At 34.9% G+C, this 12,312-nt stretch carries 12 protein-coding genes; 6 read left to right on the top strand and 6 right to left on the bottom strand.

The genetic code is table 11. From position 1 onward, the window contains the following. Positions 1–12 precede the first annotated feature (12 nt). The 4 genes from AC000W_RS13705 to AC000W_RS13690 all read left to right on the top strand — a co-directional run bounded on the left by AC000W_RS13705 (position 13) and on the right by AC000W_RS13690 (position 3,616). A complete protein-coding gene (locus tag AC000W_RS13705) occupies positions 13–1,443 on the top strand; it encodes an SLC13 family permease (protein WP_474749092.1) in 1,431 nt (476 codons plus the stop codon). A gap of 409 nt (positions 1,444–1,852) precedes the next feature. Then, complete coding sequence (locus AC000W_RS13700) at positions 1,853–2,032, top strand: hypothetical protein (RefSeq protein ID WP_474749090.1); 180 nt, start codon at positions 1,853–1,855, stop codon at positions 2,030–2,032. A 151-nt stretch (positions 2,033–2,183) separates the two neighbouring features. Beyond that, positions 2,184–2,630 carry a hypothetical protein gene (locus AC000W_RS13695; RefSeq protein WP_474749089.1) on the top strand — a complete coding sequence of 149 codons (447 nt, stop codon included), beginning with the start codon at positions 2,184–2,186 and terminating at the stop codon, positions 2,628–2,630. A 173-nt stretch (positions 2,631–2,803) separates the two neighbouring features. Further along, a complete protein-coding gene (locus AC000W_RS13690; protein ID WP_474749087.1) occupies positions 2,804–3,616 on the top strand; it encodes an SH3 domain-containing protein in 813 nt (270 codons plus the stop codon). A gap of 85 nt (positions 3,617–3,701) precedes the next feature. Here AC000W_RS13690 and hemL read toward each other — a convergent pair whose 3' ends face one another. From hemL to AC000W_RS13675, 3 genes are read right to left on the bottom strand one after another with little or no spacing between them, the layout of a single operon-like run. Beyond that, positions 3,702–4,979, bottom strand: coding sequence for a glutamate-1-semialdehyde 2,1-aminomutase (gene hemL / locus AC000W_RS13685; protein WP_474749086.1), 1,278 nt, complete (start codon positions 4,977–4,979; stop codon positions 3,702–3,704). Then, positions 4,976–5,812: a glucosaminidase domain-containing protein gene (locus AC000W_RS13680; protein ID WP_474749084.1), complete on the bottom strand. Its 837-nt coding sequence runs from the start codon at positions 5,810–5,812 to the stop codon at positions 4,976–4,978. The genes hemL and AC000W_RS13680 overlap by 4 nt, the downstream gene beginning before the upstream one ends. Further along, entirely contained in the window at positions 5,809–6,714 is a 906-nt protein-coding gene (locus AC000W_RS13675) for a 1-aminocyclopropane-1-carboxylate deaminase/D-cysteine desulfhydrase (protein ID WP_474749083.1), read from the bottom strand. Before AC000W_RS13675 ends, AC000W_RS13680 begins: the two co-directional genes overlap by 4 nt. A 524-nt stretch (positions 6,715–7,238) precedes the next feature. Here AC000W_RS13675 and AC000W_RS13670 point away from each other — a divergent pair. Further along, complete coding sequence (locus AC000W_RS13670; protein ID WP_474749082.1) at positions 7,239–7,391, top strand: DUF5522 domain-containing protein; 153 nt, start codon at positions 7,239–7,241, stop codon at positions 7,389–7,391. Between the two features lie 88 nt (positions 7,392–7,479). Beyond that, positions 7,480–8,034 carry a DUF4136 domain-containing protein gene (locus AC000W_RS13665; RefSeq protein WP_474749080.1) on the top strand — a complete coding sequence of 185 codons (555 nt, stop codon included), beginning with the start codon at positions 7,480–7,482 and terminating at the stop codon, positions 8,032–8,034. Positions 8,035–8,070: 36 nt separating this feature from the next. Here AC000W_RS13665 and AC000W_RS13660 read toward each other — a convergent pair whose 3' ends face one another. The 3 genes from AC000W_RS13660 to alaS are packed head-to-tail and all read right to left on the bottom strand — an operon-like array spanning position 8,071 to position 12,281. After that, entirely contained in the window at positions 8,071–8,685 is a 615-nt protein-coding gene (locus AC000W_RS13660; protein ID WP_474749079.1) for a DUF4230 domain-containing protein, read from the bottom strand. Between the two features lie 21 nt (positions 8,686–8,706). Further along, positions 8,707–9,666, bottom strand: a complete 960-nt coding sequence (locus AC000W_RS13655; RefSeq protein ID WP_474749077.1) for a GSCFA domain-containing protein — start codon at positions 9,664–9,666, stop codon at positions 8,707–8,709. Further along, a complete protein-coding gene (gene alaS, locus AC000W_RS13650) occupies positions 9,666–12,281 on the bottom strand; it encodes an alanine--tRNA ligase (protein ID WP_474749076.1) in 2,616 nt (871 codons plus the stop codon). The genes AC000W_RS13655 and alaS overlap by 1 nt, the downstream gene beginning before the upstream one ends. Between the last annotated feature and the right edge of the window lie 31 nt (positions 12,282–12,312).

Below are 12,312 nucleotides of genomic sequence, written 5' to 3'. Positions count from 1 at the left end.
CTTTAACACACTATGGATTTCAGCAAAAAAATTGGTCTATTCTTGGGACCCTTGGTATTCTTTATTTTAATTAATCTTCCGTTTTATTTAATTTCAGAAAAAGGAGATGCCGTTGTTGCAGTAGCCGCTTGGATGGTTATATGGTGGATTACAGAGGCGGTTTCTATATCTGTTGCTGCATTGTTACCACTAATTTTATTTCCCTTGCTAAAAATAATGCCCATAGCCGATGTGGGTGCCAATTATGGAAGTCCAATAGTATTCCTATTTTTTGGAGGTTTTGTAATGGCCTTGGCCTTGGAAAAAGTGAATCTTCATAAACGCATTGCCTTAAATATTATTAAACTCACTGGTACAACTCCAAATAAGGTGGTTTTAGGTTTCATGATAGCCACGGGTGCCCTAAGCATGTGGATTAGTAATACGGCCAGTACGGTTGTAATGTTACCAATTGCCATGTCGGTTATTGGGCTTTTGATAAATGACGAAGATGGATTTACAAAAAGCGATAAAAATTTTGCCCTTAGTGTTATGCTGGGCATTGCGTTTTCAGCCAATGCTGGTGGTATAGCCACAGTTATTGGCACACCACCAAATTCTGTCCTGATTGGGCTCCTTGAGAATGAATACAACATTGAGATTTCCTTTTTAAAATGGATGGTCATGGGGTTACCATTTTCAATAGTTATGATAGGGATCAGTTATTTAGTTTTGACAAGATGGATGTTTCCCAACAAGCAATTAAAATTTACTGCATCAAAAGAAGTTATAAATGATGAACTAAAAAAACTAGGTCCTACATCAGGAAAAGAAAAAATGGTGTTACTTATTTTTGGTATCACAGTATTTCTTTGGATTTTTAGAACGCTTATCAATAATTTATTTCCATCATTAGGATTAACAGATACCATCATAAGTATTATTGCGGCAGTTGCCTTATTTGCAATTCCCTATAATATAAAAAAGGGAGATTTTCTTATCCATTGGAAGGATACAGAAAAACTCGCTTGGGGTATTTTAATCCTTTTTGGAGGTGGCTTGGCACTAGCCAAGGGAATGTCTGTTAGTGGTATTGTTGATATGGTCGCTAATGCCATTGCCACAAGTGAAATCAGTATTTTAATTACCGCTTCCTTACTAATACTCTTAATGTTATTTATGACGGAACTCATGAGCAATGTTGCCCTTATCGCTGTTTTAGCTCCAGTTGTTGCTGGTATCGCTATTGGTTTGGAAATTCCTATTCTATATTTATTGATTCCTGTTACAATGGCAAGTAGTTGTGCCTTTATGCTCCCCATGGCAACACCACCTAATGCCATTGTTTTTGCAAGTGGTTATATAAAAGTACACCAAATGGCCAGGGTTGGGATTATTTTAAATATGATAGCCGTTGCCTTATTAATCTTGATGTTTCAATTTGTAATTCCCATTCTTTTTTAAGACTTCATTTTATAAATTATAAAACCCCCATTGGTATGGGGGTTTTAAAGCTAACTAACTCAAAAATTCATAAAATGAAAAATACATCTTATAACTTGGTCCTTGAGTGGAACCAATATTTTTATACAATCCCTTTGTATACTTATAAGACTATATAAAAATTAAAATGTTACAGATTTTTGAATTGTTTAACATAATAATGTGATTCTCAAACTACAATTCATCGAATTTATCGATGAAAAGTTTAAAAAATAGGATGAAATGATTACTTTGTGCTCGTTGCGTAAGGAATACATTACAAACCACATTTTTTTATGGTTTTGCAACAGGAAATATTCCTTATACATCTTAAAGTTTTTTGACAACTATTTATGAAGTAAATTTATTAATATCAAAACCCCCAAAAATTATGTCTAACAAAATAAAAAGCCTACTTTATTTTACCTGCTTAGTAGCAAGTTGCTTTATTTATTATCAAATGGAGCTAGAAACTGAAGTTCCAAAGCAAATGGTGCAGAAAGAATTAAATGATATAGAAACAGAAAATGTTTCTGAAGTAGAAATGGCAAGTTTTGACCATTTCAATTAAAATATTCAACTAGAACTTATACCTATAAGAAAGGGTGCAGACAAATCTGCACCCTTTTTTTATATCTGTTAAAATCCTCACAAAGAATAGACTTAGATTAAACCAAAGTAAAAAAGCAAAGTCATAGATATAACATAAAAAAATAATGGAGATGAAAAAAATATTGGTTACACTATTAGCATTAGTTGGCTATGCATCAATGGCGCAACACGGAGGGCATTCAATTGAAAAAAGAATAGCCATGCATGACATGAACCCAGAACAAGTTGCCACTTTACAGACAAAAAGAATGACATTGGACTTAGAGCTTACTAAAGAGCAACAAAAAGAAATCTATGTTCTTAATTTAGAAAATGCCCAGTTGTTAAAAACTAAAATGGAAGAATGGAAAGCGAAAAAAGAAACTGGTGAACTAAAAAAGCCTTCTTCTGAAGAGCGCTATACCATGCAAAATGCCAAATTGGACCATCAAATTGCACATCAAGAAAAATTGAAACAAATTTTAAATGAAGAGCAATACGCCAAATGGAAAACCATAAAGCATAAAAAGGGTATGTATGCCAAAAAGAAAATGCACGATAAAAGAAAAAGTAAATAAGTTTAAGTTAGTTTTAGTAAAATTAGGGTCACATGAGTATGTGGCCCTTTTTTGTATTAAACTCTTAAGTCTATTTTCTTCTTCTTACCATTTTGAAAACCAAACTCTCATTTTTATTCGTATATAAAATAACTACTGGCCTTTTTATTGTTTCACCTTTAATTTATATTATTATGAAAAAGTCAGTTATTACAGTATGGGTCATTCTACTTACCATTTTTTCAACCACCGCACAAGATAAATACCATTGTACATCAGAAGAATGTGATTTTAAATCAGGGGATACGGTATTCCTTTTTGGAGATGATGTAAAGTTACGTGCCTTACCAGATACCGAATCTAAAGTCATAAAATTATTAAACATAGGTTCAGAATTGGAAATCTTGGAGAAAACACAATTTTCCTGGCCTTATCATGGATTTGACTCTCCTTTTTATAAAGTAAGGTACCAAAACAAAACTGGCTATATTTTGGGTGCATTAATATCCTTGGAAAAGAAAACTCTAAATGGTACAGACTATCTTTTTAGTTTTATGCAACATGATGACAATACCTTTCTAAAGATTCGTAAAATATTATTGGATGGCAGCTATATAGAAACGAAAGTTCGGTTAACACACACTGAGTTTGGTATCACTACAATGAACAATATGGGTATTTCTGGAATCAATGGGGTTTTATTTATTGATTATTACGCCGAAGCCTGTGGCGTACAAGGTGGTGGTATTTACTTTTTTGAACATGAAGGTCGATTGGTGAAAGTTGCTGAACTCTCACAAGTTTCTGATGCTGGTGTCTTCTACCATTGGGAAGAATTTATTTTCCCATCCAATAAAAAAGGAGTTCCTGGTAAAATACTTTATAAAAAGGAAGTTGGTGAATATTATGATGAAGCTACCAATTGGTCCAAAACCACTACAGAAATGCGTGAACTTGCGTGGGAAGATGGTAAGTTAATCCCTAACTATAAGGAAATTAAAAACTAAAAATTATTCCTCATTAAAATTAAAACTACTCAAAGTGCCTCTAATATAAGAGGTACTTTTTATTTTTAAATAAAAGATATAGCCATTAAAAAACTTTTTTTACGGCTTCAATGGTCGCATCCAAATCTTCATAACTAATGGCATCATTTAGAAAATAACTTTCAAATGCACTTGGTGGCAAATAAATTCCTTGGTCTAACATTCCATGGAAATATCTTTTAAAAACTTCATTATTCCCTTTGGCAGAAGAGGCAAAATCAATAACAGGCTCATCAGTAAAATGTACTGAAATCATACTACCATAACGATTTATTTGGTGAGGCACTTCCTTTTCTACCAACACTTTGGAAATACCTTTATGTAAATATTCTGTTTTCTTCGCCAAACTTTCAAAAATTTCAGGAGCATTATTCAATTCGGTCAACATGGCCAACCCGGCACTCATGGCCAATGGGTTTCCACTTAAAGTTCCAGCTTGGTACACAGGTCCTTCTGGTGCCAAATAATTCATGATTTCATCTCTGGCAGCAAATGCGCCAACTGGCAACCCACCTCCAATGACTTTTCCAAAACACATAATATCCGCATCTATGCCCAAAGCTTCTTGCGCTCCTCCTTTACCTAGCCTAAAGCCGGTCATTACCTCATCAAAAATCAATAGAATTCCCTCTGCAGTACATAAATCCTTTAATCCATTGATAAACTCATCGGTTGGGATAACACACCCCATATTCCCCGCAACAGGTTCTATAATCACTGCAGCAATTTCATTTTTATTGGCGTTTGTTAGTTCTATGACACTCTCCAAATCATTATAATTGGCTAACAATGTATCCTTAGCAGTTCCTTGGGTCACTCCTGGGCTATTTGGACTTCCAAAAGTTACTGCGCCACTCCCAGCCTGAATCAAAAAAGAATCTGAATGACCATGATAGCAGCCTGCAAATTTTATGATTTTATCTTTTCCTGTATATCCACGTGCCAAGCGTACAGCACTCATACAGGCTTCTGTTCCACTATTTACAAAACGAATTTTATCAATATTAGGCACCATGGAAACGGCCAATTGTGCCAACTCTGTTTCTATTTCAGTTGGCATCCCAAAGGAGGTTCCCTTTTGTGCCTTTTCTATGACCGCATTTATAACTGGCTCATAGGCATGCCCCAAAATAAGTGGCCCCCAAGATGCGATATAGTCTATAAATTTATTTCCGTCCTCATCATAGAAATAAGCTCCTTTAGCCTCTTTTACAAAAATGGGGTCGCCACCAACCGCTTTAAAGGCTCTAACAGGAGAATTTACCCCTCCAGGAATGTACTTTTTGGCCTCAGCAAATAGGGCACTGCTTCTTTGGTATATCATAGTTTATTAACTCTCTCTGTTTTTACGGTAAGCTCTTGCCCAACGGAAATTAAACTACTTGTCATTTTGTTTAATTTCATAAGCTCTGGAACAGAAATAAAATATTTTCTGGAAATGGAGTAAAGTGTATCTCCTTTTTTTACTATGTGCGTTATATAATCATAGGTCTTTGGTGCAATCTGCACAATGTCATTACTCTTCATAATTTCATTGTCATATTTATATAACTGGTATTTCTCTATTAAAGCAATCAACTTTTGGGGATACTTTTTATCGGTGGCATATCCTGCCTCTCTTAATCCCTTGGCCCATTTTTTATAGTCATCACTTTTGTAATCAAACAGAAAAGCATAACGTGCCCTAGATGACAAGAATTCTGAATGATCCCTAAAAGATAACATGGGATGTACATACTTTCTAAAACACTCTCCTTTTTCATCATCATCATGCAACTCATATTCCCCGTACCACCCTCTATGGCACTTTATTCCAAAATGATTGTTTGTTTTACGTGCTAGCTCTCCCCTACCTGCACCACTTTCCAATATTCCTTGGGCAAGTGTAATACTTGCAGGAATGCCATATGCGCGCATCTCAGATTGCGCCAAGTCTGCAAATGTATTAATGTATTCATCTACAGAAGAAATATTGAATTCAACAAACTTGTCTCCAAAATCGGGTAAAGGATGTTCGCCATTTTTTTCTACAGTAACGGTATTTCCATGGGTTTTGTGTTTTGTTTTGAGGTCATCCCCATAAACAGATTTCTTTTTTGCGCCACAGCTTGTTAGAACAAGACCAATAATGAAAAGGATACTTATTTTTTTAATCATATTTCCAATAATGGAAGGTTTTTACTTCCTAAAGTTAAATTCATTCCAGCTATTCCCTGCAAACCACCACTATGTATGGCAAGAATTTGGGTGTTTGGTTTAAAATGGTCTTTTCTTACCATATCTAAAATACCAAAAATCATTTTTCCTGTATAGACAGGGTCTAATGGAATTTCTGTTTTTTCCTTAAACCAATTTATAAAGGTGACCAATTCTTTGTTGACCTTGGCATAACCTCCAAAATGATAATCCGTTATTAGCTTCCAATTTTCTTTGCCGGCAAATTTACGAATATCTTCTTTTATAAAATTTCCCTTTAAAGCAGGAAACCCTAAAACCTCTTGACTACTATCCGATGAATTGATTATTCCAGTTAAGGTGCCGCCTGTTCCCACACTGCAACAAACAATATCAAAGTTTTTATCGGTATCAGTCAAAATCTCCTCGCAACCTTTTATAGCAAAATCATTTGTCCCTCCTTCAGGTAACACATAAAATGTTTCAAAATCCTTAAGCAAATTCTTTAAAAATGTTGGTGCATCTTTTTCCCTATATTTTTCTCTAGTTACAAAAACAAATTCCATTCCATGCTTATATGCCAAAGCCAAAGTTGGGTTTTGTTGCCATGTATTTGTCAATTCATCGCCCCTAATTACCCCAATAGTTTTAAATCCATGTTCCTTTCCTGCACAAGCAGTGGCAGCAATGTGGTTGGAATAAGCCCCTCCAAATGTCAAAATATCTTTAAAACCTTTAGCTTTTGCCTCAATAAGATTGTATTTAAGCTTACGGTATTTATTGCCAGAAATTATTGGGTGCAATGTATCCTCTCTTTTAATAATAAGAGAAATTTGTTTTTGCTCTAAAATTGGAAGAAAAACTTGCTGATTTATAACTGTCACATTAGGTTCAATAAGAACGCCAAAGATATTTAATAAAGCTTAAGGGACTGCGATCACTTAAATAGTTCAAATTTCTTTCGTTCAGATATGCTTCTCGCTCAAAGCTTATATTTTGGTATGCCTTATAACTATCAAAATATATTAAACATTTTATAAACCACTCCACAATATATAAAACATAAAAAGGCAAAATAAGAAGTTCTCGTTGTTGAGCTAGGTGAATCCTTTCATGGTTTATTAGAACCGTATCTTCTTTTAGAGATGGATTCTTAAGAAAGATAAAAGGCCAAAGCGATAGGCCAACGTAATTTTTGTAAAAAAAATGTCTAAAAACTAAAATCATAGAACGCTTACAGAACTTTATACTATAAAGATACTACTGAAAAATACCAAAAGTGTGCCAAATTAGTTTTCTTACCAACAAATCGGGTAAAGCACACTCTCATGGAAAAAGTATTGCCAGTAAAGGGTATAAACGAATTGACTTCTAAGTTATTAACCAATAATACCTTAATTTTATATGTATGAAAGAAATTCTACCCATAGAGGAGGGTGATTTTTATTTGTCTCCAGAAGGATATAGAGTATTTACTGAAAAATATCATTTAAAAAGAGGATATTGCTGTGAAAGCAATTGTCGCCATTGTCCCTATGGGTATAATGTTAAAGCCAACTAAAGATAAGATACTTGCCATTTGTTCGGCATGGTTTTTGAGATTTATTATGGAGTAAAATACATCCTTGTTAACTAAAAATAAAATTGTTATGAAAAAAATGAAAGCACTCTTTTTGCCCATGTTGGCATTGTTCCTTTTAGGCTCTTGTGTTAGTGTACGTGTGGCATCTGACTATGATAAAGAAGCAGATTTTAACTCGTACAAAACCTACGCCTTTTACAAAACTGGAATAGACAAAGCACAAATATCTGATTTGGACAAAAAAAGAATTTTGAAGTCCATTGATGCTGAAATGAGTTCAAGAGGTTTTGTGAAATCTGGAAATCCCGATTTATTGGTAAGTATTTTTACCAAAGAAAAAGAACGTGTGGATATCTACAACAACTATTGGGGTGGTCGTTTTGGTTGGGGCTGGAATCCTTATTATTGGGGGCCAGGCATGTACGGGAACAATGTCCATACCAGAACAGAAGGTTCTTTGTATATTGATTTGATAGATACCAAAAATAAAGAATTGGTATGGCAGGGAAAAGGGGTTGGTACTCTGAGCAATTCCCAAAACATTGAAAAGAAAGAAGAACGCATAAGAGAGTTTGTTTCTCAAATATTGCAAAATTATCCTCCTGGATTGGCTTCAAACTAAAAAATACAAACCGCCCAATGGGCGGTTTTTTATACTCTAGTTTTTACTTTTAAAAATATCTGACGTTTCTAGAACTGGATTTTCATTATAAACCAAGGTCCATCCCATAGAATTGGTGAGTACATACAATTTAGAAAGCTCACTCAACAACCTGTTTTTAGCATTAGATTTTAAGGTAGAGGCTTCCACATTTTTAAGTAAAGAGGCATTTACATTGTTCTTTATCTTATTATAATCTGCAGCTTCAAAAGGATTTAAATAATCTGCCGAAACATCATAATATTCAAAATCTGGATTAATTTTTATTTCGGGCTCTGGAATACTTTTTATAAAGAGTGTCTTGTCAGTTTCATTTACTTCATATTCAATCTTGCCTAAATCATATGCAATAGTTACATCTGCATTTACAACTACCAATGCCCTTTTATCCGCCTTGAGCAGAGCCCCAAACAGTTCTTTGGAATCTTTGTAATTATAAACTTCAGCAAAATGACCTTCGGTCACAATTAATTTGGAAACATTTTCTATCTGTTGCTGAATAAGCATTGAGTTCTCTTCAAGAATTGCTTTCTCGCTTTTATAATTGGCACATGACCTGTAAATCAAGACCGACACCAATGCGATAATTATCCCTATTAATACTCTTTTCATTTATCGCAAATTATTGCCTATTTAAAACTGAATATTTGGACACCTTTCTTTAAGATACGTAATTTTCTTTTGTAGCGATTCTTTAAATTTTTGATGCTCTTCCGAATCAGAATTAAAAGGCCTGTGGGCTAATCCTTTTTGAATGGTTTCCACCTCATCCATAATAGCATAATTTTTCTCTGAAATCCATACTTCTTTGAATTTTTCCCAGATATAATCTATAGCCAGTTCATTGGGGTGCACCATATCTTTGGCATAAAAACGATAGTCTCTAAGTTCGTCCATCATAATTTCATAAGAAGGAAACCCTTCGACTTCATTCTTGGTATCAGCCACATTGTTTAAGACCTGATAGATCGCAGCAATTAAATGTGCTTTGCTTCGCTGATTCTCTACAAAACCATCCTTTAAATGACGTACAGGAGAAATAGTGAAAATGATTTGCGCTTGGGGGTTTGCTGATTTAGTGAGTGAAACTATATTCACCAAGCTTCTCTTAATTTCCTCAATTGATAATAACTCTTTTTTAAACTCCTTTTGAGGAAATTTATGGCAATTAGCAACAATTTTATCTGTTTCTAGTCGGCGATAAATCCAAGCCGTACCCAACGTAATGGTAATATGCGTAGACTTATTTATTTGTTCTTTTGTTTGTGTTAGGGCACCATTCAAGTCTTGAATCAATTCATTCTTGGACCTTGCCGATAAATCTGAATGTGCGTCAAAACACAACCATTTTCCATTGTTTTCAAAAACTTCTTCTTCAGAATATTTTTGGTCTTCGACAGCCCTTTTGATAAGGTTTTCAACAGCCAAAGGATGAAACAAGATTCCAAAAGGATTTTGAAAGATTTGAAACTTAAAATAGTCTAGTTTTCTTCCTATATTCTCTACAAAGCAAGAACCCAAAAGCAACATCTTACTATCATAATCTATTTGATTACTCGCTTTTTTTAAAGGAATTTTAGTTTGTAGTTTCATTAGGAAATGTATTCCATCACTTTTTCCAATGCTTCTGGAATTCCTGCAGGATTTTTACCTCCCGCAGTTGCAAAGAAGGGTTGTCCCCCTCCACCTCCTTGAATGAATTTTCCAAGTTCACGAACTATAGTGCCAGCATTCAAATCTTTAGAAGCAACCAGTTCTTTGGAAATATAACATGATAATAATGCTTTACCCCCTTGGTCGGTTGCAAATAACAAAAAGAGATTGTCTTTGTTATTGCCCATTTCAAAAGAAAGGTCCTTAATCCCCGCTGAATCCAAATCTAATTTTTTTGCCAAAAATTGGACTCCATTTACGTCTGTCAGTTCATTCAACAAATCACCTTTTAAATTTTTGGCCTTATCCTTTAAAAGTGTTTCTACTTGTTTTTTGAGTTTTACATTTTCATCCTGTAAAGATTCAACAGCCTTTACAGGGTCTTGTGCATTATTGAGTAAATCCTTAATTTCAAACAAGGCTCTATTACTCTTAAAATAGAATTCCTTTACAGCATCAGAGGTTATAGCTTCTATCCTACGAATCCCAGACGCAACAGCTCCTTCGGACGTAATTTTAAAGTGCCAAATATCTCCTGTATTTTTTACATGAGTTCCACCACAAAGCTCAATAGATTGCCCAAACCGAATGGTACGCACGGCATCTCCGTATTTTTCTCCAAACAGGGCCATTGCGCCTTGCGCCATTGCTTCTTTGATTGGTATATTTCTATTTTCTTCTAGAGGCAACTGACCTTCTATACGGGCATTTACAAAACTTTCCACATCCCTTAACTCCTCAGTGGTCAATTTAGAAAAATGCGAAAAATCAAAACGCAAATATTTTGAGTGTACAGCAGAACCTTTTTGTTCCACATGTGTTCCCAAAATTTCTCGCAAAGCTTGATGCAATAAATGCGTGGCAGTATGGTTGCTTTCTGTTCGTTGCCTTTGCATTTTATCAACCACAGCTTTTAAAACTAGAGTTAAGTCCTTGGGTAGATTTTGTGCAAAATGTATAATTTCGTTATTCTCTCTTTTTGTATCAACAACATAGACCACATCTCCATTTGGAGCCTCTAAATATCCTTTATCTCCTACTTGTCCCCCTCCTTCAGGATAAAAAGGAGTGATGTTGAATACCATTTGATATTGCTCTCCATCCTTTTTACTGGTTACCTTTCTATATTTTACCAATTTTACACTAGCCTCAAGCGTATCATACCCAATGAATTCTTGCACAGGGTCTTTCATTAAGATAGTCCAATCATCTTTGGAAACCTCCGAAGCTGTTCTAGATCTATTCTTTTGTTCCTCTAATGCCTTTTTAAAACCATCTTCATCTAGCTTATACCCTTTTTCATCAAGAATTAAAGCAGTTAAATCTATAGGGAATCCATAAGTATCATAAAGTTCAAAGGCTTTTTTACCATCTACTACTTTTCCATTTGTAGATTTTATTACGCTATCCAAAAGTACCAAGCCTTGCTCCAAGGTATTTAAAAAAGAATGCTCTTCCTCCTTAATTACGTTCTCTATTAATTGAAATTGCTCCTTTATCTCTGGGAAAGCTTTTCCCATAGTTCCGCTCAGAACTTTTACCAAACGGTAGATAAATGGTTTTTTAGCATCTAAAAAAGTAAACCCATAACGAACAGCACGTCTTAAGATCCGTCTAATGACATAACCAGCCCCTGTATTGCTGGGCAACTGTCCATCAGCAATGGAAAAAGCAACGGCACGCACATGATCTGCTATGACTCTAATAGCAATATCCGCTTCCTCATTTTTACCATATCTATGATTTGTAATGGTCTCTATTTCCCTAATCAAGGGTGTAAAAACATCTGTGTCATAATTAGATTTTACTCCTTGCAACGCCATACACAAACGCTCAAATCCCATGCCTGTGTCCACATGTTTATCAGGTAGGTTTTCCAATTTTCCATTGGCCTTTCTATTGTATTGCATAAAGACCAAGTTCCATATTTCTACCACTTGTGGATGGTCTTGGTTTACCAAAGAAGCACCAGATACTTTGGCTTTTTCTTCATCAGAACGAATATCCACATGAATTTCTGAACAAGGGCCGCAAGGACCTTGATCTCCCATTTCCCAAAAATTGTCCTTCTTGTTCCCCATGATAATTCTATCCTCTGGGACAATAGCTTTCCACAAATCATGCGCCTCCTTATCCATTTTCAACTTATCAGCATCATTACTGCCTTCAAAAACGGATACATACAAAGCGTCCTTGTCTATTTTGTAAACTTCAGTCAATAGCTCCCAAGCCCATTGGATGGCTTCTTTCTTAAAATAATCTCCAAAACTCCAATTCCCCAACATTTCGAACATGGTATGGTGGTATGTGTCTCTACCAACTTCTTCCAAGTCATTATGCTTCCCACTTACTCTAAGGCATTTTTGAGAGTCAGTCACTCTTTTATTATTGGGGACCGTATTTCCTAAGAAAAACTCTTTAAATTGGTTCATTCCCGCATTGGTAAACATTAAGGTTGGGTCATCCTTAATGACCATAGGCGCAGAAGCTACAATCTTGTGGTTCTTGCTTTTAAAAAATTCTAAAAATTTTAATCTTACTTCTTGGGATTTCACACCTATTGGTTTTTAAAATAATTCTCTGGAA

This window comes from Saonia sp. (assembly GCF_056326165.1).
The sequence above is the reverse complement of the archived record's forward strand: the minus strand, read 5'-3'. Positions and strand labels throughout refer to the sequence as shown.